A 26427-nucleotide genomic window follows, 5' to 3' on the forward strand; every position below is an offset into this window, starting at 1 on the left:
TCTCTAAAATAATGAAGCATGCCAATAACGACAGGCTTTTAACCTTAACTAAATGATGATGGATTCTGAGGAGTCTGAGAATTTTGAGGCATCTGTTCCATTTGTAAAGTTCTGATTGGAAATGGAATATTAATGCCGTGGGCATCAAAAGTTTTTTTAAGCGCCACCATCAAATTGCTTTTTTGTAGTGCCACTTGTAATCCAGAGTTGGTATTAATCATACATCGAACTTCAAAATCAATAGCACTATCCGCAAATTCTTTATACATAAACACGATATCCGCATCTTCCACTAAATCCTCTACAGTAGCCTTTACTGTATCAATCGTTAATTGTTTTACCAGTTCCAAGTCCGACTTGTATCCTACCCCACAATTCAAAATTAGTTTTCTTTGAAAAGTAATAGACGAATTTTTAATCGGTTTTTCTAGCACCAACTTATTAGGAATCAGCACAATGTTATTATCCACATCTTTTATCGTAGTCATTCTAAAGTCGATATCAATCACTTCACCAGAATAGTTATTAGATGAAATCCAGTCGCCAATTTTCACATCTTTAACTAAAGATAATACAATTCCAGAAAACGTATTGGACAAAGTACCTTGTAAGGCTAAACCAACGGCCAAACCCATCACCCCTGCACCAGCAAGAATGGTCTTTAAGATTCCGTTAAGGTTTAACACCATTAAGACTAAGAAAATCCCTATCGTAATGACTAGGCCAGCGACGGATTTTGCCACTACATTTTTAGCAGAATCTTGTAAACTGGTTCTAATCAGAAGTTTTTTAGTTAGTTTATTGATAAAACGGGAGAGAAACAAACAGATGATAAAGATAACAATGGCAACAATAACATTAGGAATGTTAGAATAAATTGCCCGTTGCCAAGATTCTAATTTATCATAAGCCTTGTCCCAAGCACTATCTATACCTACCGCAAAATGGTTTTTTGAGGTTTGTAAAAACATACTTTTATTTTTTTATTAAAATTAATTTATTCCCACTCAATCGTCGCTGGTGGTTTGCTCGAAATATCGTAAGCCACACGATTGATACCTTTTACTTCGTTGATGATTCTATTAGATACTTTTTCTAAAAACTCCCAAGGAAATCTACTGAAAGTTGCCGTCATAAAATCAATAGTATTGGCAGAACGCACCACAGCCGTATATTCATAAGTTCTTTCATCGCCCATTACTCCAACCGATTTTACAGGTAATAGTACCACAAACGCTTGAGACACCTTTTCGTAAAGGTTGTTGCTATAAAGCTCTTCTATAAAAATATCGTCTGCTTTTTGAAGAATTCTCACTTTTTCTGCATCTACCGCACCTAAAACCCTAATACCCAAACCTGGACCTGGGAATGGATGGCGATATACTAAATGATGTGGAATACCTAGCTCCTCGCCTACTTTTCTTACTTCATCTTTAAACAATTCTCTTAATGGCTCTAGCAATTCAAACTCCATATCTTCAGGTAGCCCGCCTACATTATGGTGAGATTTAATCACCGCAGAAGGTCCATTAACCGATTGAGATTCAATAACATCAGGATAAATGGTTCCTTGAGCTAAAAACTTAGCCCCTTCAATTTTATGAGATTCTTCATCAAAAACCGCTACAAATTCATTACCGATGATTTTTCGCTTTTGTTCTGGGTCAGAAATGCCCTCTAATTTAGATAAAAATCGTTCGGACGCGTCAATCAATTTAATGTTAAGATGAAAATGCTCCCCATAGTTTTTCATCACCTTTTTAGCTTCATCTTTTCTTAGAAGCCCCGTATCTACAAAAATACAAGTCAATTGGTCACCTATGGCTTTATGGATCAGCACTGCTGCCACAGAAGAATCTACCCCGCCCGATAAACCTAAAATAACTTTTTGGTTGCCTACTTTAGCACGGATATCGGCGATGGTTTTATCGATATAATTGGTTAATTTCCAATTCTTTTCGGCGTGGCAAATATCAAACACAAAATTTTGAAGCATCTTAGCCCCTTCCTCAGTATGAGAAACTTCTGGGTGAAACTGAACGCAATAAATGCCTTTATCTTCATTAGAAATTGCAGAAATCACTCCTGTTTTAGCATTAATATCAAAACCTTCTGGTGGTGTTTCTACCTCGTCAAAATGGCTCATCCACACCGTAGACTGCTGGTTTACCCCATTAAATAATGCCGAAGTTTTTTCGATATGTAATTCTGCTTTACCGTATTCCCCTTTTACGCCTTTTTTTACTTTTCCACCTAGCAAATGAGTCGTCAACTGCATACCATAGCAAATACCCAGTATCGGAATATGTTGTTCAAATAAGGCTTTCTCTACTAAATGCGCATCGGCGGCATTAACAGAACTCGGTCCTCCAGACAAAATGATACCTTTAGGTTTTTTAGCCAATAATGTATCGATGGGCGTGTTGTAAGGTAAAATTTCGGCGTAGACTTCCATTTCACGAATACGACGCCCAATTAATTGGTTGTATTGAGAGCCAAAGTCTAAAATAATAATTCCGTTTTCCATAATGAATTTTTGTGATGTCTATTAAAAATTTGAGATTTAAAATCTTTAAAGACCCGAAGCCCATAAAAATTTTAAATCTCAAAGATAAAATTGATTTTATATGTTAAAATTTAGCAATGTCTTCACGATAGAATGCATAGTCAAATTTTACAGGTAGTGCATCGGAATACACCTTATCTCTTGCTTCTTTGTAAGTTGGTGCAGTCGCCACTAAGTTGAGCACACGCCCACCGTTCGTAACGACTCTTTCGCCTTGCTTAGTTGCTCCAGCGAATAGTACTTCGCTATGTGAAACTTTGTCTAAACCTCGGATTTCAAAGCCCGTTTCAATATTTCTTGGATAGCCACCAGAACACATCACTAGGCATACGGCTTTTTCATCTTTAAATTTAAGCTCTATCGGTTTGCCTTCTAAACAATCTTCTATTAAATCGTAAAGGTTGTTTTCTAACAATGGCATAATCACCTGAGTTTCTGGGTCGCCTAATCTCATATTGTATTCTAGACAGTAGCAACCATCAGCAGTCACCATTAACCCAAAGAAAATAAAGCCTTTAAACTCTAAATCTTCTTCTTTAAGCCCTGCCATCGTTGGTTTTAGAATATTTTTTCTAAAGTCTTCCATATGTTCTTCGGTAAACTCTGGACTTGGCGCTACGGCACCCATACCGCCTGTATTGGCACCTTTGTCGCCTGTACCTACTTTTTTATAATCTTTTACTGGTAAACATGGGAACAATTCCTTACCATTAGAAAATGCTATAATAGAAGCTTCAAATCCTTTTAAATACTCTTCAATAATCACGCGGATACCAGCATCGCCATAGATTTTTCTAATCATAAAATCATAGATTACTGCTTCGGCTTCTTCTTTATCATCGCAAATCATCACCCCTTTTCCACCTGCTAGACCGCTGGCTTTCACTACCAATGGATAAGATTTGGTTTGCAAATAAGATTTCGCTTCTTCGTAAGAATCAAAGACTTTAGCTTTAGCCGTTTTGATGCCATGGTTTTGCATAAACTTTTTAGAAAAAGCCTTACTTCCCTCTAGAACTGCCGTTTTCTTTTCTGGTCCAAACACTCTTAAATCGTGTTTTTTAAACTCATCTACTAGACCATCTACCAACGGAGCTTCTGGACCTACAATGGTTAAATCAATTTTATGTTTGATAGCAAAATCTCTTAACGAGATGATATCCGTTTCATGGCAAGTTTTACCAATGTTCTGTGTGGTGGCATTCCCTTTAGCAAAATACATTTCGGTAATGCGTTTATCTTCTTTTAATTTTAAGGCTAAGGCTGACTCTCTACCGCCATTCCCTACGACTAATATTCTCATTCTCTGATTATTTAAACTAATAAATGATTGTGGTGCAAAAATACAAATTTGATTCTAATCTCGAAATGTTTTTACCTAAAGTTTTTAAACTAAAGTATAGCCCATTATAAACCTTCATTTCAAGATATAAAAAAAGGTCGCCCCCACTGGAGCGACCTTAGTATTTCATTAAGCAAATGCTTCGATAATTTTTGAAAAATCTTCAATTTTAAGTGCCGCACCACCGATTAAACCACCGTCTACATCGGGCTGGGAAAAAATTTCTTTAGCATTGTTAGGCTTTACAGAACCACCATACAAAATAGAAATCTCTTGGGCTACCTCATCGCCGTATTTATCGGCTATCATTTTTCTGATGTAGGCGTGTACCTCTTGTGCTTGTTCAGCAGTCGCTGTTTCCCCCGTTCCAATCGCCCAAACTGGCTCATAAGCGATAACCACTTTCTTTATTTCCTCTGCCGATAGGGTAAATAATGCCACCTCGGTTTGATTTTTTATGACTTCTAAATATTTCCCCGTTTTTCTATCTTCTAATTTTTCCCCGTTGCAGTAGATAGGCGTCAATCCTTGGTCTAGAAGATTTTTAATTTTTCTATTGGCGTGGCTGTCTGTTTCCCCAAAGTATTCTCTACGCTCAGAATGCGCTACCAAACTCCCATCGACATTTATAGATTTAAGCATCTCTACCGAAAGTTCCCCCGTATAGGCACCGCTCTGGTGCTCTGAAACCTCTTGTGCAAATACGCCTACTTTCGTTTTATCCAAAATAGATTTTGCCGTAGTAAGATAGAGGGCAGGTGGTGCAATCATTACTTCGCAGTTGGGTTGATGATTTTGCGTATAGTCCTTAAGCTCGTTCATTAAAGACTGGGCATCTTCAAAGTTTTTATTCATTTTCCAGTTGCCCGCTACAATATTTTTTCTCATGATATTAAGTTTAATTAAATTTCCAAATGGTTTTTAATAGTACATAAAACTGATGTTCGCGTTCAGTGACCTCTTGGTCGGCTTTAATTAATGACTTTGCAAAACGCAAAAACTTTTTTCTTTCCGCCTCTGTAGAATCGTCTAAAAAGCAATGGGCATGAAACTCAAAATGGTCTTTCCAAGCCTCTGGCTGCAAGGTAGAAATCACTTCCAATTCATTATCCAAATTAATTCTGAATGGAAATTCGTCTTTTAAATACTTCTGAATTACTAAGCCCTCTTCTGGCTGAAATTCGTAATCTACCGCTGAAAGTATCATCAGCAAATGGTAACCCGCTATAGATTTATTAGATTTGTGCATGGTTTATTTTTTATAATTTTAATGTTATATTAATCTAGAACATCCGTCCCTGATTTTTTATCTACGATTACGCCCTTTTCCAATACCAATACAAACGGATTGCTTCGGGCTATGGTTTTAATGGCAGTGCCGTCCATTAGGGCATTAGGTACTATTTTATAAGTATCTGCCTTTGTGGAAACTCCGTAAACCGTTATCTTTTTAGCTGAGACTATCTTTTTTTCTAAATTTAGTAAGCCCTTAGCATCGGCTTTATCTGGCTGATAGGAAAATATCAATACCGTTTTAGGTGCCTGCAAAAGACTATCGGTAATGTCATTGCCATTTATATCTTCAATTCTTAGTTTGGCAATTTCCGAAGCGTAACCTTGCTTGGTAAGTTCCGAAGTGGTTTGGTCTTCTTGAAGTTCCCATAACTCGTCTTTCCAATAGTTTTTATTGATGTAATCATCCTGACTTACCTTAATGACTTCCGAAGTTTTAGCGTGTTTTAACGTATAAAAAGTGGTATATTCCGAAGGCGATGCTTCTATTTTTTTTCTTTCTGCATTGAGGTCGGTGCCTATTTTATAATCTCTAAAATCAATGATGGGTTCATGCTTCAACCCGTGAAATATAATCCATAGAGAAACCACTACTCCCACCGCTAAAAATGAATATCTGTAATTTTGAACTTTAACTTGTGGTTGATTTTTATATAAAAAGTAAAGCCACACTAAGAATCCTAAAAGTACCATATCTTTCCAAAAACTCTGCCACGGCGTAAATTTTATTGCATCTCCAAAGCAACCGCAATCGGTAACTACATTATAATACGCAGAATAAAAAGTGAGAAAAGCAAAAAATACACATAATGCAATTAATGCCCACAAAACTTTTTTTAATTGAATATTCAATAACAATAGTAAGCCTAGCACCAACTCCAAAACCACTACAACCATAGCTAGGGGGAGCGCCCAATCTTCCAAAAATGAAATATTGAATACTTGTGGTGAAAAGTATTCTTCTAACTTAAAAGAAAATCCCTTAACATCTACTGCTTTTACAAAGCCCGATATTATAAAAATTAATCCTACAATAAATCTTAACACTCGCTTAAACATTAGCTTCATGAATTTTAATTAAGCAAAATACCGCATAGTTTAGCATATCGTAATAATTGGCATCTAGCCCTTCGGACACCAATGTTTTCCCTTGATTATCCTCTATTTGTTTAGTCCGTAATACTTTTTGAAAAATCAAATCGGTAATCGATGAGACTCTCATATTGCGCCATGCTTCGCCGTAGTCATGATTTTTCCTTTGCATCAAAGCTTTAGCTTCGGCTCTGTAATGTTGATACCGTTGCATAATCGCCTCTTTGTCCTCATCAAAAGATTCTGAAAATCCTTCATTCAATTGGATTAGTCCTATAATAGCATAATTTACAATCGCCATAAATTCTTCCTCTTCACTTTCATTAACCATTCTTTCGGTAGTGGTTTGCAAAGTTCTGATTCGGCTTACTTTAATGAAGATTTGGTCGGTAATCGAACTCGGTCTTAACACACGCCACGCCGCTCCATAGTCTTGAAGTTTTTTCTCAAATAGGTCTTGGCATTGCTGTACCACCGTATCAAATTGCTCGGAAGTTTTGGACATCATAACTTTATAAATAGAGTTTCAAATATAAGGATTTTTTAGAAATTACTTTTTTCTTCTGGCTTTAGATTTCGCTTTTTGTTGCGCTCGGTTCGCTCCTACTTTTTTCGGTGGTTTTCTTTTGCTTGGTCCACCCCAATTTTCTTTTTTGTTTTTTGCTTTTTTCTCATGGAACGCTCCACCGCCATCGTTTAGTTTTACCATGACTGGATTTTTCATCTTCACCGCTTCTTTTTCGGAAGCTATTTTTTGAGGATTAATTTTTACCGCTTCTGGCATCGGCATTAGATCTACTTCTTTTTGCATTAGAATTTCTATATCCAAAAATAGTGGTTCTTCCTTTTCTGTAATGAAAGTAATGGCTTTACCATCCTTATCTGCTCTACCCGTTCTACCAATTCTATGGATGTACTGCTCTGGCACTTCTGGCACTTCAAAATTCACCACATGGGTAATATCAGAAATGTCCAACCCTCTTGCCATAACATCGGTCGTGATAAGCCCTCGCAAATTTTCTTCCTCAAACTTTCGCATGGCTCGCAGACGGTAATTTTGGGATTTATTGGAGTGAATGACCTCGAAAGCTTCTGGGAAATATTCATCAATTTTGGTAAAAAGATAATCGGCGTGTTTTTTATTATTACAGAAAATCAATATCTTAGACAAATCATCATTTTGTTCCAAGAGATATTTTAGCAAGTTGATTTTTGTATTGAAATTTTTAACTTTATAGCCCGACTGCTCTATTTTTTCTAATGGTGTCCCCGACTTTGCTAAAGAAACCTCTACGGGGCTAGCAAAATACTCGTAAAGCATTTCATCTACGGCATCCGTCATCGTCGCAGAAAACAAAATATTTTGCCTTTTGAGTTTCATCATTTCAAAAATATGCGTCAATTGAGGACGAAAACCAAGGTTGAGCATTTCATCAAACTCATCAATAATTAGTTTTTGTACTTCTTTAAGAGAAATCGCATTGTCTATCGCCAAGTCCATCACACGCCCCGGTGTTCCCACCAAAATATCACAGCCATCATTAAACAATAGTTTCTGGGTATTGATGTTTTTACCCCCATAAACGCCAATAATTCGAGTGGTTAAATGTTGACACAAATCTTCTAAAATCTTTGCTACTTGCACTACCAATTCTCTTGTAGGCACTAAAATCAGCACCGTAGGATTTCCAGATTTATTATACTTCCAAGTTTTAAGCACGGGCAATAGATAGGCTAAAGTTTTCCCCGTTCCCGTCTGTGCAATTCCCATCACATCTCTTCCCGACATGATAGGACTAAAACTTTTTTCCTGAATCGGCGTAGGTTCAAATAATTCTAAATCTGCCAAGGCATCTAAAAGTTTCTCTGGAAGTTCAAAATCTGCAAAAGTATGAGTCATGATTAATGGTTTAGTATGCAAAGGTAGTTAATTATTTATTGAAAGGCTCTATATGAGCAGATTCTTCAATTTCAAATACTTTGAAGTCTGCTTCGGTCGTTTTTAAAATTTGCTCGGTACGCTCACGGTGGGTATCGGTAATGAAGATTTGCCCAAAGTTTTCCCTATTCACCAGTTGGATTAACTGTGCCACGCGGTGGTCGTCCAATTTGTCAAAAATATCATCTAACAGCAAAAGTGGAGTTTTGCCCGTCAGTTCTTTTATTCTATTAATTTGAGCCAGTTTCAATGCCACGAGAAAAGATTTTTGCTGCCCTTGCGAACCAAATTTCTTAATCAGTTCACCATTCATTTTGAAAAGGATATCGTCTTTATGAACCCCTTTGGAAGTGTAGGTTAAAGCACGGTCTTTATCCAAATGAGATTGCAGCAATTCCGACATAGATTGAGTTGCTAAATCGGTTTCATATTCTATCGCCACCTGCTCTTTACCTCCAGAAATCATTTGATAGAAGGTTTTAAATATGGGTTCCAATTGCTGAATAAACTGTTGGCGGGTTTCGTACACCACCGTAGCGTGTTGTTGCAACGGCTCAGTATAAATATCCAATGAATCTTGGTCGAAATAGCGATTTTTAGCAAAAGATTTCAACAAAGCATTTCGCTGTTTTATAGCTTTTTGATATTGTATCAAACTGTAAAGATAATGGGCATCTACCTGAGCAATCATCGCATCTAAAAATCGGCGACGGCTTTCACCAGAATCAGAAATTAAATTGGCATCATAGGGCGAAATCATCACCGAAGGCAAAAACCCTATATGGTCTGCCAAACGCGGATAAGTTTTATCATTTTTTTTGATAATTTTCTTAGTTTCTGTACTTTGAATCACCTTTAGTACCGTTGTTTTTTCGCCGTCTTCTACTTGAGCTTCTATGGTAAAAAAATCCGCACCGTTTTGAATATTATTAAGGTCAGAATTATTCAAAAAACTTTTTCCCACCGAGAGGTAATGCAAAGCATCAAGGATATTGGTTTTACCCGCACCATTATTGCCTACAAATGCATTAATCTCTGGTGACAGTTCAAAATGCCGTTGCGTATGATTTTTAAATTGAGTGATATGGAGTTGATGTACTTTCATAAAAGAATCTAAGCCCCAAAAATACTTCAATAAAATTGAAAATAAAAATAAAGACGCCATTATTACACCCTACAATTCGTCTAATTTTAGTAAATTTACATTTTTAAAAAAAATTTAATTTATATCCAATGAAGAAATATGTACTATTGGGCTTAATCAGTGTTGCTTTAGCCAGTTGCTCTCGTGTAGAACCCAATTACGAAGGGGTATTGATGGAAAACTATGGTAGAAACGGTAAGGAGGACTTTCATACCGTAACGGGTAGACAATGGACACTGGCGCCAGGTGTTATTTTATATCAAGTCCCTATGTTCGAAACCAGTGGCGACCCAAAGGAGGTCACCATTAATGCTAAAGATGCTGGTGTATTTTCGGTAGACCCTTCTTATCAATACCAAGCTATAAGAAGCAAAGGGGTGGACATTGTATTTAATTATAAGCATCTGGGCATTAACAATCCTCAAGTGATGATGGACAATGTAGAAGATGCCATCCTAAATAAACTCGTGATTAATGCCTACCGAGAAGAAGCCCGAAACTATACTACCGATAGTTTAATGAATAACCTCAACGCTTTTGAAAGACAAGTAGAAACAAGGTTAAGAAAAGATTTTGAAAAGAAATTTTTCCAACTCAACAACCTTACTTCTGGGCTAAAACCCCCACAGAGTATGGCAACTGCTATTGAGCAAAGAAATATTGCGATACAGCAAGCGGAGCAAGTAAAAAACGAATTGCAAGTGTCTAGAATGAACCTTGAAAAAGCCAAAATAGATGCCGAAGCCAACCGTGTTCGAGCACAAGGGTTAGATGCAAAGATATTACAAGAAAAATGGATAGAAGCCATTAGAAATACAAATAACAAAGTCATCATTACCGATGGTAAAACCCCAGTAATCTTACAATAATGCAATCTAGAATTTTAAAAATCATTTTGTTTATAATGGCGAACTTATTGCTATTATATGTCCATAGAGAATTATTTCAGTACCGTCCTATTTTATGTTTTATTTCTTTAGCATTACATGTTATAGTCTTGGCGATATTCCCTTACAAAAGATTTTTTAGACGATATTAATTTAAAACTTAAAGATTAAATACAGATGAACATTTTATTAGCATCCACCTCCACCCTATACGGTGGCGAATATTTAGATTATTTAAAAGAAGAATTATCCCAACTTTATCAAGGTATAGGCGAAGTATTATTTATACCCTATGCTCGTCCACAAGGCTTAACTTACGATGAATATACACAAAAAGCGGCAGAATTTTTTCAGCAATTAGGGATTAAGATTAAAGGCATCCACGAATTTAGCGACCCAAAAGAAGCTATACAATCAGCAAAGGCTTATTTTACGGGTGGTGGCAATACTTTTTTATTGGTTAAAACCTTGCACGAACAACACCTTATGGAAGTGCTAAAAACCGAAGTGGAAAAAGGAAAACCTTATTTAGGAACTAGTGCAGGGAGTAATATAGGCGGAATTAATATGAAAACTACCAACGATATGCCTATCGTCTTTACACCAAGCTTTAAATGTATGGGACTAGTTCCTTTTAACATTAACCCACATTATCTAGACCCTATTCCAAATTCTAAACATAATGGCGAAACTAGGGACACCAGAATTAAAGAGTTTCTTTCTCAAAACGACATCAAAGTGGTAGGATTGAGAGAAGGCAACTGGATAAGAAAAATTGGAAATCAAATTACCGTAGAAGGTCCACACACCACTAGAATTTTTGAACAAGGTAAAGCCCCTTACGAAATAGAAATTGGCACAAGTCTAAGTTAATTTAAGTGATGAGTTTTGAGTGATAAGTTCATTAAAGGTAGTTTCACTTAAAATTTAAATAGACTCTTAAGATACAACAAATTTAAAAATAATGAAACAAACCTATAAAGTACTCGGAATGACTTGCTCTGGCTGTCAGAGTAAAATCAATAATGCTTTAAATGCAATAGAAGGCGTAGAGGCTAGCGTAGATTTAGAACAGCAAACGGCAACTTTAATATCTAATAAATCATTAAATTTAGAGTCGCTTAATCAAGTTTTAAAAGAAGTTGGCAATTATCAACTTCAAGACTCTAGCCAACCACAAAATTCTACCTTTATCCCACCGCAAGACCGCGTATCACCAAGCTCTGTTTACTATTGCCCTATGGAATGCGAAGGCGATAAAGTTTATTTTAAGCAAGGTGAACGCTGTCCTGTTTGCCAGATGTATTTAGTACCTATTGAGGAAAAGAAAGAACATCAGCACAAACATCAACATCAGCCTACTATCAATTCCCAAAAGCCAGATATGCAGAAGAATGCGGGCAAATATTACTGTCCTATGTTTTGCGAAGGCGACAAAGTTTATGACACCAATGTCGGTTGCCCTATTTGCGGGATGGATTTGGTTAAAATTCCCGATGGCAATTCAGAAGATACCACTGATACACATTACCAAACTCTAAAACAAAAGTTATGGGTGGCTTTAGGATTTACTATACCATTGTTCATCATTTCGATGGGCGGTATGTGGGTAGATTTTGGTTGGTCACACCAAACGCAAGGCATTATTGAATTATTGCTTACCCTACCCGTTTTGTTTTATGCAGGTTGGTTTTTGATGGTTAGAGGTTGGCGTTCGTATACCTCAGGACACCTCAATATGTTTAGTTTAATTGCCTTAGGTGTGGTAGCAGCATTTGGTTTTAGTTTAATTTCGTTATTCTTTCCACAAGTCTTACCAGAGCAGTTTCATCAACATCCACCCTTGTACTTTGAAGCTGTGGGCGTCATCCTAACCTTAGTGATTTTAGGACAATTAATGGAAGCCCAAGCCCATAAAAAAACAGGGGAAGCCATTAAGCAATTGATGAACCTATCCCCTTCTGAAGCATTTTTAATTGAAGACAATCAAGAACGCATCATCCTTTTATCTGAAGTTAAAATTGGTGATGTTTTATTAGTGAAGCCTGGTGGCAAAATTCCAGTTGATGGTAAAATTATAGATGGAAACGCCACCATAGACGAAAGTATGATTACTGGGGAACCTATTCCTATTGAAAAATCAAAAGGCGATATGGTAATATCGGGAACGATTAATGGCAATCAAGCCTTTAAAATGAAAGCCGAAAAAGTAGGGTCTGATACGCTGCTTTCTCAAATCATTAATATGGTAAATGATGCCAGCCGAAGCAAAGCCCCTATCCAAAAGTTAGCGGATAAAGTCGCCAAAGTATTTGTCCCGACTGTGATTGGTATTGCCGTATTAACTTTTATTTTATGGTACCTCTTCGGTGGTGAAAACCGATTGATTATGGCATTGATTAATGCAGTTGCCGTATTGATTGTAGCATGTCCATGTGCTTTAGGTTTGGCAACCCCAATGAGTTTAATGGTAGGGATAGGCAAAGGCGCACAACATGGCATCCTGATTAAAGATGCCCAAGCCTTAGAAATGATGGATAAAGTAGAAGTTTTAATCACTGACAAAACAGGGACTTTAACGGAAGGCAAGCCCTCTTTAGAATCCATAAAATCTTTAGACTCAATTTCCAAAGATTTAGTTTTGGAAATTGCAACCAGTTTAGCCCAAAACTCTGAACATCCGCTATCTAAAGCTTTAGTAAACGCCTATAAAAAACCAAATTCTAAAACTTTAGATATTGAACAATTTGAAAATATTCCTGGCAAAGGGGTAAAAGGTAAATATAGCCAAAGCCCTGTGTTTATGGGAAATCGGGCTTTAATAGATGCCTATCAATTAAACCTAGATGAAACCTTAGCCCAAGATACCAAAACCCTTCAACAAAAAGGACATACGGTGTCTTATATTGCCCAAGACCACCAAGTGATTGGGTTGGTTAGTTTTACGGATAAAATAAAATCTAATGCCAAAGCGGCGATTGAAAAAATCCAAGCACAAGGCATTGAGGTCATCATGATGACGGGCGACAATGAAACTACAGCACAAGCCATCGCTTCGCAGTTGGGAATTAAAGACTATCAAGCTGCTTGTTTGCCTCAAGATAAAATGCAACGGGTAAAAACATTCCAAGCCGAAGGTAAAATTGTTGCCATGACGGGCGATGGGATTAATGATGCCCCTGCCTTAGCCCAGTCCAATGTGGGTATCGCCATGGGAACAGGAACCGATATTGCCATGGAAAGTGCCGAAATCACCCTCCTAAAAGGCGACCTAATGGGCGTTGCCAATGCGAGAGTTTTAAGTGAAAAAGTGCTTAAAAATATTAAAGAAAATTTATTTTTTGCCTTTGTTTATAATACTTTGGGTATCCCTATTGCCGCAGGGCTCCTCTACCCTATTTTTGGATTATTGCTCAGCCCAATGCTCGCCGCCGTTGCCATGAGTTTTAGTTCTGTATCTGTGATATTAAATGCGTTGAGGTTGAGAAGGATGAGATTTTAAATATTAATAGTTTTTCGTAAATGTTTTTTTATTTATAGTTTGACATTATGATATCATATTTCTTTTGTAGATCTTCATAATCCTATTTTAACTTCTGATGATGTCTATAGAATTTCATAAAATCGTCATAATCAACATATGGGTATACTTCTATCGTATTTCCATTAAGACTTTCGATTTCAGAATAAACCAATAAATGTATTCCATTATAATAGTCAGTTTTTTCAGTTTTTTTCTACATTTTTTAATTTTAAAAAAACACCTATGAAATTCATTAAATATTTCGGATTGCTATTGGGGTTATCATTTTTAATATTCGCTTGTTCTGAAAGAGGAAACGAGTTGGTTAGCCAAAATTATGAATTAAAAATCATGGCAAAAACGACAACCAAAAAATGTTGTGTCTCTGCACCTCCATCTGAACAAATAGACCGTGAAGCTATGATTGCTCAAAAAAAAGGCAGCACAGCCACCTTTACACTTTTTCTAGATGAGATAAAAAGCTTCACTTATAAAAAAGGCTATGAATACCAAATCACTGTAAACGAAAAGCATCAGATTACCCCATCAAAGGATGATAACAGTATAGAATATACTTTAATGAAAATTCTTTCAGATGTTAAGAAAAACTAGTAACCATTAAAAGGATTTCACCAACCGCTCTACCACTTTTTGTAAAACCCGCTGAGAAACAAAATTGATAAAATCTTCTCGCTCCATATATGGTAAATACAAACGATGAGTAGTGGTTTCTTTATGAATCGTGATGGCAAAATAAACCTCGCCTACTGTATTTTGAAATTCGTCGGTTTGTGGTCCTGCCACGCCCGTAGTAGATACGGCAATATCTGTATCAAATACTTTTTGGCAACCTTCACTCATCGCTTGGGCTACGGCTTCCGAAACAGTGGTTTCTTGGTCTATTAAATCTTTAGGAACATTTAGCAAATTAACTTTCTGAGCTTTATCGTACGCCACCATTCCTCCAATAAAATATGCCGAACTTCCAGAAATTGAGGTTAGCAATTTTGCCACAGTTCCTCCCGTGCAACTTTCTGCACAAGAAATAGTCCATTGTTTTTCTACTAATACCGATTTTAAAATTTCAACAATACTATCGTGTTCCCAAGCAATCACTTTATCCTGAATATAAGGTTTCAACTGTTCTGTCTGGTACTTTAAATCCGATTTTAATTGCTCCAAATCACTTCCCGTGGCGGTTAATTTCAACTTAACTCGGTTACCAATGGGCAAATAGGCTGGCGCAATATGCTTTGGCAATGTCAGTTCCCAAGGTTCTATCGTTTGAGATAACAAACTCTCTGGAAAATCGACAACAGAAATAATTTGCGTTAAAATATAAGGTTGCTGGTGAGTAGTGGCTAAATAAGGAATAATTTTATCCTTCATTAAAGGCTTCACTTCAAAAGGCACACCTGGCAAAACAAATAAGAATTTTCCATCCTCTTGCATCATTAAGCACGGTGCTGTTCCATAATCGTTTTGAAACACCGTAGCCTTAGAAGGTACTTCTGCCTGAGCTTGATTAATATCAAATAAATACTCCCGATTGCGTTTTATTAATAATTGCTTTAAGTGTTCTAAAGTTGTGGTATCAGACACCAAAGTATCCTTAAAATATTGGGTAATGACTTTCTTCGTCTTATCATCTTTTGTAGGACCTAACCCACCTGTGGTAACGACCAAATCTGCCATAGAAAAGGCTAAATCCAAAGTTTTTGTAATATTCCATTCATCATCAGAAATCGCAAAAATTTGAATCACTTTAATTCCTATGCTACCAAGTTGCTGGGCTATAAAATTAGAATTAGTATCCACCGTATTTCCTGCTAAGATTTCATCGCCAATACTTATCAATACTGCACTTTTTATCATAATCGAATATTTAAAAACAAAGTTACGATTATTCAATAGATAAATTATAGTTTAAAGGCTGATAAATTATCAATGAAACAAATTGATATTAAGGAAATTTTGTATCTTTGCTACATGAAGTTACGAAAAGAGTGTAATTTATTGGAAATGAGCGTAGGTTAATTGCTCTTGATAGTAATAGGTTACGATTTAGTTAGTTATCTACTGCATTATCCTTCTGCGCGTTGCGTAACCTTCAAAGAACTCTTCGTATGCAAAAGTAGCTATTTAATTCGAGATTTTGATATAAACTCCCGTTTTTTATCCCCTCATTCATAAGAATTTTCCGTAAAAGCGGTATTGTCCGTCGGCACACCATTGCCCAAAACGAGTTTGGAACAAACGTGTGCCGACTACCGCATAGCTGGAGAAAAGGGCATTGCCTCACGCCTAAACGATGTTTAGACAGATGAAGCAATGCCCCTTTCTTTTGCGCCTATGCCAAGAGATGCTTTTACGGGTTTTCAAATGATTTTTCTTTTTTCGCTGTCTCTTTTGCCGGAAGCGGAAAGTGAATGCAGAGTGTGTCAGCCTGCCCCATGAATGAAACAGGCGCCCACACACAGCCGGACAAACTGGGAAGAATGATTGTTGCCACCCGGCTGAACAAGTTCCGTCGGATCGGAAACAATCATACTTCCTTTGTTGTGGTTTGCCCTTTTCACGCTTCCGGTGATGTCTTTTTCCTTTTGGTGATTCTTTTTTTTACGGATTTTCCCCTGAAGTTTTTTTCTACACAATCTGCCTCTGTTTTCGTTTACCTCCATTTTGCGCCTTTCAGTAAGCCGCATCAGTCAGTCATTTTCGTTCTGGGCGCAAAGGTAATTCCGGGATTGGACGGGAAAGCAAGGTCAAGCCTCCTGTTTTCGGTAAAAATCTCCAGCCCTGCGGGTAGTATTTTGACCGAAAAACCTTGCATTCCCTAATCCCTACCTTTTCAAGCACCCGAAACGAAAACGACCGATGCGACAGAAAGACGCATAAAAAAAATGTCGGATAAACGAGAGGCAGATAAGATAGTTTGAAACTCAACTCCCTCAGCTCTTGAATCCGCATTAAAAACAAAAAAATCAAAAACAGCGAAGATATGACGGCAACGGCAAATTTCAGACAAATGGCGCAACACATCGGGTTGGCGATATGCGGCTTGATGATGCGCACCGCCTTCGGGGTGTTCGGCATCCTTTGGGGCATCATCAGAGAGATTGTAAACGGAGTGTTCCGAGTGGCGATAGGTGTAATCGTGGCTATCCTTTCCACCATTGCCTTCTTTGGCTTCATCCTTTGGTTATTCACCCTTTAACCCTTACCGACATGGCAAAAAGAAACAGCAAGACGGCAGCGCAGCAGTGCAGATATTACGAGGTGGACAACATCTTCGTGTATATGGTGGAAACGTACATCAACGGCAATTTTGAAACTTTCCGAAGATTGTACCACGAACTGAACAAGGACGCACGGAGGGATTTCATGGACTTCCTTCTCAGCGAGGTAGAGCCGACCTATTGGAGAGAGATACTGAAACAGATAATCTAAAAATGACAGCGATATGAAAGGAACAGACCATTTCAAGAGAACGATATATATGTACTTGGAACAGCGTGCGGAGGAAGATGCGCTATTTGCAAAGAAGTACCGCAACCCTGCCAAGAACATGGACGAGTGCGTGACCCACATTCTGAACTATGTGCAGAAAAGCGGTTGCAACGGTTTCACGGACGGAGAGATATTCGGGCAAGCCATCCACTACTATGAGGAAAACGAGATAGAGGTGGGCAAACCGATGGACTGCCAAGTGGTTGTGAACCACGTTGTGAAACTCACGGCAGAGGAAAAGGCGGAGGCACGTCAGAACGCTGTCCGCAAATACCAAGAGGAGGAACTCCGCAAGTTGCAGAACCGCCACAGACCGTCAGCGAGAAAAGAAAACCAACCCCAACCCTCATTATTTGATTTAGGCTTATGAAACCGAAGACCAAGATACAGAAAGAGGTGGCAAGACTTTCCGCCAACCTTCGCCCCATATCAGCGACACAAATAGATTGGGCATACCGCCACTGCGTTGAGCATATCGGCTACCGCACCAAGAAAGGGAACATCACCTGTTCCGACTGCGGTCACGAGTGGCACAGCGACAGCGGACTATGCGACACCCTTGAAGGCTGCACCTGCCCCAAATGCCATGCCGAACTCAAAGTGCAGGACACACGCAGACGCATCTACAAGGAAACGCAGAATTTCAGCGTGATAACCACCTGCAAAGGGTATCAGGTAATCCGCGTGGCGCAGGTCAGATGCGAGAGCAGGAAAGGCGAACCGATGCGTTTCTACTGCCACGAGGTCGTGCAGCGTTGGATTTCACCCGACGGCAAGGTTACGGACATGGCGTTGCTCCGTGGCTTCCTTTTCTGCTATTGCGATGTGTGGGCATTAGGCAGCGATATGGAGGTAAGACCGCACAACAGCCTATACGATGATGTGGTGGCAAGAAGCTGTGCATATCCAAAGATGAGGATATTGCCCCAACTCAGACGTAACGGCTTCAAGGGCGATTTCCACGGCATCTCCCCCGTGCGTCTTTTCAAAGCCTTGCTTTCAGACCCAAGAATTGAAACCCTTATGAAAGGCGGTGAGATTGAGGTCATGAAACACTTTCTTTTCAATACCCGTACTGCCGATGAATGTTGGGCATCATATCTGATTGCCAAGCGTCACAAGTATCAGATAGACAACCTCTCAATGTGGTGCGACTATCTGCGTATGCTCAAAAAACTCGGTCAAGACCTCCGTAACCCGAAGAACATCTGTCCCGAAGATTTCATGGCGGCACACGACAACGCAACCCGAAAAATTGAAGCCATACACGAGAAGGAAAGAGCCGCAGAGCAACGCCGTTGGGAGATTGAAAGGCGTGAGCGTGAGCAACAGCGACAACTCCAACGAAAGAAAGATGCGGAGGATTTCATCGCCAACAAATCCAAATTCTTCGGCTTGGTAATCACGGACGAGGAAATAATCGTCAAGGTGCTTGAAAGCATAGACGAGTATTACAACGAGGGCAAGACGCAGGGCATCTGCGTGTTTGGCAGTGGATACTACAAGAAAGCCGACACCCTCATACTATCGGCAAGGATTGGCGATGAGATTATTGAAACCGTAGAGGTGGACTTGCGAACCCTCGAAGTGGTGCAGTGCCACGGCAAGCACAACCAGGACACCGAATATCACGAGCGCATCATAGACCTTGTGAACAAGAACGCCAACCTTATCCGTGAGCGGATGAAAGCGGCATAGCATAACCCCTAAAACAACATTGATATGGAAGTAAGAATTGAAAGTATGATTTGTGTGTGGGATGATGCAATCCCCACGATGTTCCTTGAATTTGTGAACCTCCTCACTCTCACAACGAGTGAGGGGGAATTGAGAAAGAGCGTAAAGGAGTTTGCCGAGAAGCACGAACTTGACAAGTTTTTCCTTTACGGCTTCGGCTCACACCATTTCTACCTGCACCAACGCTACACAAGCAACCCCGAAATGGTGATGAAGAACAGAGTTCTGTCAGTACATTTTTAACCATCTAAAAAGCAACATTATGACAACACGAATGACCATCAACGGAGTAAGCACCTGCGCGGAAGCAGGTACGGAGAAATACGAGCGTTTCCAATCGGGTATCGGAAGACGCAGGCGGACACTTGTGCAGTACGACTACCGCCACCCCATAGACAGAGAATTGTTCTCTTGTGTCAAACCCACGTTGGACGAGTGCCGAGCCGCACGGGACAAGTGGCTGAACGCAAAGAAGGGAAAGGAGGACAGACTATGAACACGACCTATCAAACGCTGATAGTCAAGTTCAGCGAACCTATCACGGCATTGGACGGTATCTTTGACGATACCGGAGCGTGGGGAACGGACACCCTCAAGGGGTGGATAGATGATTACGAAAGCACACGTTTCACCGCCACCGACAGCCATACGGCAGTCATCACGAGCGAGTACAATATGGAATGTGTGAAAGAGTGGCTACAACGGCAGACCCCCATTTCCGAAATGCGAGAATTTTGAACGGGATGGCGGTGTCCGCACCGCCAATACTTAAAACCCTAAAAACAAAAGATATGATAGCCAAGACGATATTACAGCAGATAGGCGGAAAACGCTTCACCGCCATGACAGGTAGCCGTGATTTCATAGATATGGGCAACGGCTTACGGATGAGCCTTGCAAGGAACAAAACAAGTGCCAACCGCCTTGACATCATCTATGACGAAGGGGCAGACCTCTACAATATGCGCTTCTACCGCAGGACGTTCAGCAAAAAGACCTTTGAGTGCAAGACAAAGGACATTGCCGTACACGAGGGTATCTATTTTGATATGCTGGAGGAAATGTTCACGATGGTGACGGGACTTTACACACGCTTTTGAGTGGCGGGGCGGCGAGAGCCGCCCTACTTTCTTTCAGTGAGCATGATGGCGGACAAAGAAAGTAGCAAAGAAACCTTTGTCCAATCTGCGATAACTAAAAAATCCGCAAGTAAAACTTGCGGAGGCTATATATTGGGTCGTTATTTTTTGGTGGAGGGGAATGATAATCTCGAACCGTTGAACTACACATTTCTGCTTCGTCTCCATTTCCCCCAACGATTTGATACGTTCAATCATTTTTGTTGTTCCTTTCTGAATTTTCCTAAATACTTTCTTCATAATTTCGCTATACTTTTTATGGTTAATAACTATGTTTTGTATTGCTCTCACAACACTTACAACTTGAAGTGTTATTTGGAAACCGATAGGCAAAAATGGCTCAACGATGTCAATTAACGAGAAAATCCTACGATAATCTATCAAGTGATAGAGCAAAAGACGTGCCAAGTTAAATATGGCACGTCTTTTGCCAGTTTTGTCAGTCCTTTTATGGGATATACAACAGCGCAAACTCCGCCTTTCTCCGTTTGAGCAGCATGGCGTGGCGTTTTCCTTTGTAGTTGCAGAAGGCTATATACTCACGGTAGATGTTCCTGTCACCAGCTTCCAGCTTCTTGATTAAGGTGCTTTTGGGGATTGTTTTGCTGCCTAACAGCTTCGCCGGTCCCACATTGTAAGCTAACGTGCCAAGCAAAATCGAATCAACCCCGAATTTACGGAACATGGCGACAAATTTGCGCAGGTCTTTCCGCAAAAGTTCATCCGCATCCCGTTTTGTCATGGTTCGTGCCGAATACTTCTCGTTTGGCAAAAGTTTGTGACCCCAACCGACGTATGGGTAGTGTTTTTCTGAGTGCCAGCCTTCAAAGTAGCGGCAGCATAAAAAAGCACGTTCCATAAGCGGCAGTCGGTAGATTGCCGCCTGCCCGTCCGTTCCCTCTTGGCGGCTGATCTGCGCGGACACAGAACAGACCGTCAGAAGTGAACAGAGCATTGTCATGAATACACGCATCATTTCAACAAGGGGCTGAAGTTGCCGATGGGAACGATGGTAAGATCGTCGTCCTTTACATTCCTGTTGTTGAAGTCAAATTCCAGTTCGTAGGAGTTGCTAAAGTTATCCTCCACCACCACGATGAAATTATGCGCCTCATCACCCGCCGCCGTGTAGTACAGGCGGAATTTTTCGTTCTCCAGCAGGTAGCGGTCGTTAGGCAGGAAGGTGATGCCGTTATCCATTTTGAGCGAGCCTTCCCCCTCGAACTGGAAATAGCGGATGGTATAGAGCGTACCCGAAAAGTCGCCCTCCTTTTTCAGTTCACAGCGGATTTCCACTGTCTGCCCCTTTACTACCTTGTTCGGCACGGGCATGACCTCCACCGTGAAGGGATAGGACTGCTGGATGTCCATGTCATCGTCACATGACACGAGGGTGAATGACATGGCGGCTATCAGGCATAACGCCACTGCCTTGAATATTGATGTTCTCTTGTTTCTGTTGTTCAGTATGTTCATTGTTCTTCGATTTTTAGATGGTTGTTTTTCTGTTTTTTCGTTGTCAGTTGCAGGTACTCGTTCAAGTCCTTGCAACCGTCATAGAGGGAGGAACGGTCGGTGACACGTTCCCCGTATCGCATGGTAAGTGCGGCAAGCGTCCGCCGTCCGGCTTCGTCACGGTCGAGGAAGCAGCCGATGCGCCCGTATCCGTCCAGCAATCCCGCCGCCTTCTCCACGTTGGCGACTGAGTTCAGCACAAGACAGTCAGCGTTACCGGTTACACCAAGCGTCACGGCAGAGAGAAAGTCCATGAAGCCCTCGAACACGAGGCACTCGTCAGCCGGGATGTCATTCGCCTTTACCAGTGATACAGACTTCGGAGGTATGCAACCCTTGAAATATCGGCTTCTGACTTCATAGCCACCTGCCATGTTCGGAAAGCCAACGGCAAAATACCGTTTCCCACGCACACCGTAGTTCAAGCGGCAGCAGTGACGGGATGCGATGGCGTAAGGGATGCCCCGTTCCTCTAAATACTCCGTCAGCAGTGAGCGGAGCAGCGGAGCGACCTCCACATCCTCAAAAACGGATTCGGTCGGCTTCGAGAGATAGACGGGCTTTTCCCATCCGGCAACCGTCATATTGGCGGCTTCCGCTATGAACTTCGCTTGCTTCATGAAGTCATCGCTTTGCAGAAACTCCCCGGCAAGCGTGAAGATGTCGCCGCCCTTGCCCAAACCGAAGTCGTACCAGAGCTGTTTCGCCACGTTCACACGGAAAGAGGATGTGCGCTCGCCCCTGTACGGGGCAAGATACCACAGCTCGTTACCGCTCCTTCTGACAGGCTCATGCCTCAGCCGTGCGAGAAAATCCGCAAGCGGCATCCTTCTGACAGCATCTATTTCCGTCCTTTCCATGCCCGTGTCAGTTGATGATGAACTTGATACCGACCCCGAACTGCGTGTGGAACTTCCGTGTGTCGCCACCCCAAAGGCAACGCTCCCGCAGGTTGGCAAGCAGGGCGATACGGTCTGCCACGTAACACTCCACATCGAGCGTCAGCGCACCGCCGTAGATGAAGGCGTCCCGGTCGTGCAGCGTGGAGCCGTCATGCAGCACCTTCTTCCCCCAATTTACCGCCTCATATCCGGCGAGAGCCGAAGCCCCGGCATAGACGAAAACAATCTTTCGGGCGTCCGACAGTATCTTGAAGTAATAGCCGCCCTCCGCCGTGAACTGCGCCACGGGTATCTTGGTGTCCTTGTAGGGATTGTTCTTCAACAGGTATTCGCCACCGAACACCCACTTGTTCCCCTTCTTCGTGTAGGTGGAGAGAGCCGCCCCGAAGCTGTACCCGCCGTCCTTGCCGCCGAGATTGAAGCCGTCCGCCATGTCCGCCCTCACCTCGATGCCCTGCATCTTCGGCAGACACCGCTGGGCGTGCGCCTGCCCTGTAAAAAGGGCAAGCGACGCGATGATTATTGCGATGTACTTTCTCATGGTCAGCGTACTTGAAGTTCGTTGATGGTACCCGCGCGTACCAAATCCTCGTTCTCAATCACGAAGGACTGGTGACGGCCGCCGTTCTTCTCGTTCAATTCCACCACGAGGCACTTGTCATCGGGGATGGTGAACTTCGCCATCGTGAAGACCGTGCGCTCGCTCTTTTTGCCCGGCACGAGGGTGGCGTAGTTCTGCGCGCGGAGCGGCAGAATAATCTGCTCCTGCACGGCAGTACGCTTCGCAACCTTCTTGTCCACGATTTTCCAAGTGATGTAGTCCACATCGAAAGGCACGTTGCTCTGGTTCTTTATCTCCGTGTGGAAATAAAGCAAGCCGTTGTGCGTGTAGATGCCTTTCAACAGGTATTGGATGCCGAAACGCTTGCAGCCGATATGCTTCACCTCGCGCTTGTTCTGTTTGTGGATGGACTTCATGATAAGGCGCACCAGCATCGGGCTTTCGCTGCCCAGCTCTTTCAGATAGATTTCCTGCGCGTTGTTCGGGCGGTTCACCGTGCTGCCGTCATGGATGAAGTCGCACATCTCCACGTTGAGCAACAGCGGTTCGGCGGCGTACTTCACGTTGAAGGTGTAGAAACTGCCGTCCTCCGTGATGACGGACATATTCGTTTCGTTGGGAAAATTCCTTACGGTAGCCTTCACACGGATGATGTTCTCCGCTCCGTCGGCTTTCCCGGCAATCAGGTCGGGCGAGCCTAAATCGACATAGCGCACCTCCGCCGGAAAAATGACGTGGACGGTCTTGTCGTAGGTCACTTCCAGACCGTGCGGCGGTATCATGCGGTCGAAGGTCAGCTTGCGTGACAGCCCGTGATATAGGTCGCCGTCCGCCTCCTTCTGCGGATAGACCTCCTTCGTCAAGGTCGGTTGTTCACTTCCGTTGGTCGTTTCAACGGTTACATTCTCCTGCGCGTTGGCAGTTATGATGCCCATAGCGAGGGCAAACATGATGATTACTTTTCTCATTACTTTTGGATTTTAGTGGTAATTTTTATTGTTTTCAATATTTTTCTTGGTAAAGCATGACCCTGTACCCGGCTTTCAGATGCACCTTGACGGTTCGCATCTTTTTGGCGATGTACTGGCTCGTGCCTTGTATCAGCCCCTTGCCCAAGTCGGAGGCGAGCTGCGCCCCGGCATTGGTGGAGATGTTGATGCTGCTTCCCAGCGAGCCGCCCATGTTGGCGGCGACCTCCCGGACGGCGTTCATCTCCATCGAGTTCGGGATGAAGATGCCGGGCTGTCCGTCCGTGTCATAGACCGCAAGCTCCACGGGGATAATCGTGCCGTCGTATTCCAGCGAGGTAATCTCGATGTCGAGCCGCTCACCCTGTATCTTGCCCGTGCCGACCACCACCGCACCCCGGGGTATTGTCCTGCCTGCCACCGCCATAGGCTCCAGCAGGCGCAGCCTTACCGTCTGCCCGTCCGTCACGCTCTGCGCCCCATGCACGCACGCCGGTATGGTGTTCCTGTCCAATACCTCCGCCGTGCCGACAGCCGTGTTGAAACCCCGGTTGCGTTCCTGCGATAAGGCGGCGACAAACTCCGCGTTACTCATAGGCTGTGAGAGTGAAGAAACTACTTGATGCTCCACCTGTCTGATAGGCATTGCCTTGTTCTTCTTCCCTTTCTGCACGGTAGTTGGCTCTGCCCTCTGTTCCGCCGATGGCTGTCCTCCGTTCTGACCGCCCATGTACTTTGCCGCCAGCTCGTAGGACTTCTCCATAAGAGCCACCTGCTCGTCCATAGAGGAAGCCTTGCCCCTCTCGCTTTCCAGTTCCGACTCCAGCGATGCGATGCGCTCCAACAATTCGTCCATCTCCGCATTGTCGTTTTTCGGCTGGTCGTAGAAGTTTCCGAGCGTGGCGTTCAGGTCACGGTAGGCGGCTGCGGAGGACTGGATGGTCTGCGGCGTGGCTGGCTTTGCCCTTTCTTCCTTGCCGCCCGGATTGGCGAGGTCGAAGTCCACTCCGTTCTCCGTTCCCGCTATCTCGCGGTCGAACATGTCGCCCAGCTGCCCGATGGCACGGTTGCGGCTCTCCTGACGCTCTTCCATCTCCCCATGCTCGTAGGCTTTCAGCTTGTCGCCGATAATCTGCCGGTTCGCCTTGTCAGCGTCGGGCATCTCGGTGTTGTATCCGTCCGTTCCCGGCGGTTGCTCCTTGCCGGAGGACGGGGCGAATATCAGCCACATCGCCCCGATGAACACCAACACCATAGCGGGCAGCACGATCATCTTCTGCCGTTTCAGCCGTTGCGCCTCTGTCAGCGGTTCGCGCTCCTTTTTCGGTTTCCCCGTTTCGGGAGCAGCTTTGTTCTCTTTCGTCGGTTCATTCTTTGTCTGTTCCATATAAATAAGGTGTTAAGTGATTGCCTGTTTCCGCCGGGGTCGGCAGTTCCACCCGTCCGGCGTGTCCCGTTTCCATATGTGAGCCGTCGTTCCTGCCGATGTCATAGACGGCTCTGCCGAAGGTGTAAAGGGCAAGCACCGCGAAGGCGGCGAACATCCCCAGCACGATGCGGCGGCGTGTTTCCGGCGGCAAGCCGTCCAGATACCCTTTGAGACTTGCCGCCAAGCGTTTCCGTTTGTCGTGGAGTTTCCAATACATGCCCCACATTGATTTTCTGATACTTTTCATGTCCTGTTACCGTTTGATAGTCTGTAAATCCTTGTTCTCAATGATGGTGAAACCCTCGATGGTAAAACCGTTCGGGTTGTCATCCGACCGCGATGCGTTCAGCAGGCGGCAGGTGGTCACGAGGCTGCGCTCGGTGACGTTGCTCTGCCGGATGATTTTCTGTGTGGCGTAGGTCACGGCACGGTAGGGATAGGCGTTGAAGTCGCACACCACGCTGTCCACCTTCAGCACTTGGTTGATGTTCCCGGCGATGATGCGGTTGTAGTACCCCTTCTCCGCGAAGTCCGAATAATAGTGGTACACGCTCTTGTCCGCCAGCAGCAAGGCACGTTTCACGTTGTGTTCAATCGCGCTTTTTTCAGGTGATAGCGTGAAGAACATCTCGTGGAAACGGCGCACATGTTCCCGTGCCTCCGCCGGGCGGTTCTGCGACAAATCCTGAGACAAGGCGAGCATCAGGCTCTTGCCGTTGTCCAGCACATAGATTTTCTCCCGTTGCTTCTCTGCGAAACGGTAGGAGTTCCACACGCTCCACACCGTCACCACGGCGCACAGCGAGAGGAAGACGATACCGAACAGGCGTATCTGCCTGAACGACGATTCGATGTTTCTAAGTGATTTGAATTCCATTT

At 42.6% G+C, this 26427-nt stretch carries 32 protein-coding genes; 13 read left to right on the forward strand and 19 right to left on the reverse strand.

Annotated features, from left to right (window positions below; all coding sequences use genetic code 11):
- Window positions 1-44 precede the first annotated feature (44 nt).
- From C237_RS0110455 to recF, 9 genes are all read right to left on the reverse strand, one after another.
- Window positions 45-971 carry a mechanosensitive ion channel family protein gene (locus tag C237_RS0110455; protein WP_018676435.1) on the reverse strand — a complete coding sequence of 309 codons (927 nt, stop codon included), beginning with the start codon at window positions 969-971 and terminating at the stop codon, window positions 45-47.
- A 26-nt stretch (window positions 972-997) separates the two neighbouring features.
- On the reverse strand, window positions 998-2527 hold the full coding sequence (gene guaA / locus C237_RS0110460; protein ID WP_018676436.1) for a glutamine-hydrolyzing GMP synthase: 1530 nt from the start codon (window positions 2525-2527) through the stop codon (window positions 998-1000).
- A gap of 103 nt (window positions 2528-2630) precedes the next feature.
- Entirely contained in the window at window positions 2631-3869 is a 1239-nt protein-coding gene (gene purD / locus C237_RS0110465; RefSeq protein ID WP_018676438.1) for a phosphoribosylamine--glycine ligase, read from the reverse strand.
- Window positions 3870-4037: 168 nt separating this feature from the next.
- Window positions 4038-4796 (reverse strand): triose-phosphate isomerase, encoded by a 759-nt coding sequence (tpiA, locus tag C237_RS0110470; protein WP_018676439.1) that lies wholly within the window; start codon window positions 4794-4796, stop codon window positions 4038-4040.
- A gap of 10 nt (window positions 4797-4806) precedes the next feature.
- Window positions 4807-5157, reverse strand: coding sequence for a hypothetical protein (locus C237_RS0110475; RefSeq protein WP_026315640.1), 351 nt, complete (start codon window positions 5155-5157; stop codon window positions 4807-4809).
- A 29-nt stretch (window positions 5158-5186) separates the two neighbouring features.
- Complete coding sequence (locus C237_RS0110480; RefSeq protein WP_018676441.1) at window positions 5187-6260, reverse strand: BT_3928 family protein; 1074 nt, start codon at window positions 6258-6260, stop codon at window positions 5187-5189.
- Complete coding sequence (locus tag C237_RS0110485) at window positions 6253-6798, reverse strand: DUF1599 domain-containing protein (RefSeq protein WP_018676442.1); 546 nt, start codon at window positions 6796-6798, stop codon at window positions 6253-6255. The genes C237_RS0110480 and C237_RS0110485 overlap by 8 nt, the downstream gene beginning before the upstream one ends.
- Before the next feature lie 45 nt (window positions 6799-6843).
- A complete protein-coding gene (locus C237_RS0110490) occupies window positions 6844-8193 on the reverse strand; it encodes a DEAD/DEAH box helicase (protein ID WP_018676443.1) in 1350 nt (449 codons plus the stop codon).
- 31 nt (window positions 8194-8224) lie between these two features.
- Window positions 8225-9337 carry a DNA replication/repair protein RecF gene (gene recF / locus C237_RS0110495; RefSeq protein ID WP_026315641.1) on the reverse strand — a complete coding sequence of 371 codons (1113 nt, stop codon included), beginning with the start codon at window positions 9335-9337 and terminating at the stop codon, window positions 8225-8227.
- A gap of 128 nt (window positions 9338-9465) precedes the next feature.
- Here recF and C237_RS0110500 point away from each other — a divergent pair, with 128 nt between their 5' ends.
- The 4 genes from C237_RS0110500 (at window position 9466) to C237_RS0110515 (ending at window position 14398) form a co-directional block, all read left to right on the forward strand.
- The gene (locus C237_RS0110500) at window positions 9466-10245 is read left to right on the forward strand and encodes an SPFH domain-containing protein (protein WP_018676445.1); all 780 of its coding nucleotides are present in this window, start codon (window positions 9466-9468) and stop codon (window positions 10243-10245) included.
- Between the two features lie 195 nt (window positions 10246-10440).
- Complete coding sequence (gene pepE / locus C237_RS0110505) at window positions 10441-11136, forward strand: dipeptidase PepE (protein WP_018676446.1); 696 nt, start codon at window positions 10441-10443, stop codon at window positions 11134-11136.
- Between the two features lie 91 nt (window positions 11137-11227).
- The gene (locus C237_RS0110510; RefSeq protein ID WP_018676447.1) at window positions 11228-13765 is read left to right on the forward strand and encodes a heavy metal translocating P-type ATPase; all 2538 of its coding nucleotides are present in this window, start codon (window positions 11228-11230) and stop codon (window positions 13763-13765) included.
- Window positions 13766-14029: 264 nt separating this feature from the next.
- Window positions 14030-14398 carry a DUF4377 domain-containing protein gene (locus C237_RS0110515; protein ID WP_018676448.1) on the forward strand — a complete coding sequence of 123 codons (369 nt, stop codon included), beginning with the start codon at window positions 14030-14032 and terminating at the stop codon, window positions 14396-14398.
- A 6-nt stretch (window positions 14399-14404) separates the two neighbouring features.
- Here C237_RS0110515 and C237_RS0110520 read toward each other — a convergent pair whose 3' ends face one another.
- A complete protein-coding gene (locus C237_RS0110520) occupies window positions 14405-15661 on the reverse strand; it encodes a CinA family nicotinamide mononucleotide deamidase-related protein (protein ID WP_018676449.1) in 1257 nt (418 codons plus the stop codon).
- A 578-nt stretch (window positions 15662-16239) separates the two neighbouring features.
- On the opposite strand from C237_RS0110520, the gene C237_RS14840 reads away from it, so the two are divergent.
- The 9 genes from C237_RS14840 to C237_RS0110550 all read left to right on the forward strand — a co-directional run bounded on the left by C237_RS14840 (window position 16240) and on the right by C237_RS0110550 (window position 20133).
- A complete protein-coding gene (locus C237_RS14840) occupies window positions 16240-16626 on the forward strand; it encodes a hypothetical protein (RefSeq protein ID WP_245539724.1) in 387 nt (128 codons plus the stop codon).
- A gap of 161 nt (window positions 16627-16787) precedes the next feature.
- Window positions 16788-17003: a hypothetical protein gene (locus C237_RS14320; protein ID WP_004291535.1), complete on the forward strand. Its 216-nt coding sequence runs from the start codon at window positions 16788-16790 to the stop codon at window positions 17001-17003.
- A gap of 11 nt (window positions 17004-17014) precedes the next feature.
- Window positions 17015-17236 carry a hypothetical protein gene (locus tag C237_RS14325; protein ID WP_004291534.1) on the forward strand — a complete coding sequence of 74 codons (222 nt, stop codon included), beginning with the start codon at window positions 17015-17017 and terminating at the stop codon, window positions 17234-17236.
- Window positions 17237-17249: 13 nt separating this feature from the next.
- Window positions 17250-17666 carry a PcfK-like family protein gene (locus C237_RS0110535; protein ID WP_004291533.1) on the forward strand — a complete coding sequence of 139 codons (417 nt, stop codon included), beginning with the start codon at window positions 17250-17252 and terminating at the stop codon, window positions 17664-17666.
- Window positions 17663-18994: a PcfJ domain-containing protein gene (locus C237_RS0110540; protein ID WP_004291532.1), complete on the forward strand. Its 1332-nt coding sequence runs from the start codon at window positions 17663-17665 to the stop codon at window positions 18992-18994. Before C237_RS0110535 ends, C237_RS0110540 begins: the two co-directional genes overlap by 4 nt.
- A gap of 24 nt (window positions 18995-19018) precedes the next feature.
- Complete coding sequence (locus tag C237_RS14330; RefSeq protein ID WP_004291531.1) at window positions 19019-19276, forward strand: hypothetical protein; 258 nt, start codon at window positions 19019-19021, stop codon at window positions 19274-19276.
- Between the two features lie 31 nt (window positions 19277-19307).
- Window positions 19308-19529 carry a DUF3873 domain-containing protein gene (locus C237_RS14335; RefSeq protein ID WP_004291530.1) on the forward strand — a complete coding sequence of 74 codons (222 nt, stop codon included), beginning with the start codon at window positions 19308-19310 and terminating at the stop codon, window positions 19527-19529.
- The gene (locus tag C237_RS0110545) at window positions 19526-19771 is read left to right on the forward strand and encodes a DUF6956 domain-containing protein (RefSeq protein ID WP_004291529.1); all 246 of its coding nucleotides are present in this window, start codon (window positions 19526-19528) and stop codon (window positions 19769-19771) included. Before C237_RS14335 ends, C237_RS0110545 begins: the two co-directional genes overlap by 4 nt.
- 53 nt (window positions 19772-19824) lie before the next feature.
- A complete protein-coding gene (locus C237_RS0110550; protein ID WP_004304290.1) occupies window positions 19825-20133 on the forward strand; it encodes a hypothetical protein in 309 nt (102 codons plus the stop codon).
- 33 nt (window positions 20134-20166) lie between these two features.
- Here C237_RS0110550 and C237_RS15260 read toward each other — a convergent pair whose 3' ends face one another.
- From C237_RS15260 to traK, 9 genes are all read right to left on the reverse strand, one after another.
- Window positions 20167-20412 (reverse strand): hypothetical protein, encoded by a 246-nt coding sequence (locus C237_RS15260; RefSeq protein ID WP_004304288.1) that lies wholly within the window; start codon window positions 20410-20412, stop codon window positions 20167-20169.
- A 208-nt stretch (window positions 20413-20620) separates the two neighbouring features.
- A complete protein-coding gene (locus C237_RS0110560; RefSeq protein WP_004291526.1) occupies window positions 20621-21148 on the reverse strand; it encodes a glycoside hydrolase family protein in 528 nt (175 codons plus the stop codon).
- Window positions 21145-21648: a DUF3872 domain-containing protein gene (locus C237_RS0110565; RefSeq protein WP_004291525.1), complete on the reverse strand. Its 504-nt coding sequence runs from the start codon at window positions 21646-21648 to the stop codon at window positions 21145-21147. The genes C237_RS0110560 and C237_RS0110565 overlap by 4 nt, the downstream gene beginning before the upstream one ends.
- Window positions 21645-22547: a toprim domain-containing protein gene (locus C237_RS0110570; protein WP_018676455.1), complete on the reverse strand. Its 903-nt coding sequence runs from the start codon at window positions 22545-22547 to the stop codon at window positions 21645-21647. Before C237_RS0110570 ends, C237_RS0110565 begins: the two co-directional genes overlap by 4 nt.
- A gap of 7 nt (window positions 22548-22554) precedes the next feature.
- Window positions 22555-23130 (reverse strand): conjugal transfer protein TraO, encoded by a 576-nt coding sequence (locus tag C237_RS14340; protein WP_004291523.1) that lies wholly within the window; start codon window positions 23128-23130, stop codon window positions 22555-22557.
- A 2-nt stretch (window positions 23131-23132) separates the two neighbouring features.
- On the reverse strand, window positions 23133-24119 hold the full coding sequence (gene traN / locus C237_RS14345; protein ID WP_004291522.1) for a conjugative transposon protein TraN: 987 nt from the start codon (window positions 24117-24119) through the stop codon (window positions 23133-23135).
- A gap of 34 nt (window positions 24120-24153) precedes the next feature.
- A complete protein-coding gene (traM, locus tag C237_RS0110585; protein WP_004291521.1) occupies window positions 24154-25506 on the reverse strand; it encodes a conjugative transposon protein TraM in 1353 nt (450 codons plus the stop codon).
- Window positions 25487-25795 carry a TraL conjugative transposon family protein gene (locus C237_RS14850; RefSeq protein ID WP_004291520.1) on the reverse strand — a complete coding sequence of 103 codons (309 nt, stop codon included), beginning with the start codon at window positions 25793-25795 and terminating at the stop codon, window positions 25487-25489. Before C237_RS14850 ends, traM begins: the two co-directional genes overlap by 20 nt.
- Before the next feature lie 6 nt (window positions 25796-25801).
- Window positions 25802-26425 (reverse strand): conjugative transposon protein TraK, encoded by a 624-nt coding sequence (gene traK / locus C237_RS14350; RefSeq protein WP_004291519.1) that lies wholly within the window; start codon window positions 26423-26425, stop codon window positions 25802-25804.
- Between the last annotated feature and the right edge of the window lie 2 nt (window positions 26426-26427).

The organism is Riemerella columbina DSM 16469, assembly GCF_000374405.1.
Classification (GTDB): Bacteria; Bacteroidota; Bacteroidia; order Flavobacteriales; family Weeksellaceae; genus Riemerella; species Riemerella columbina.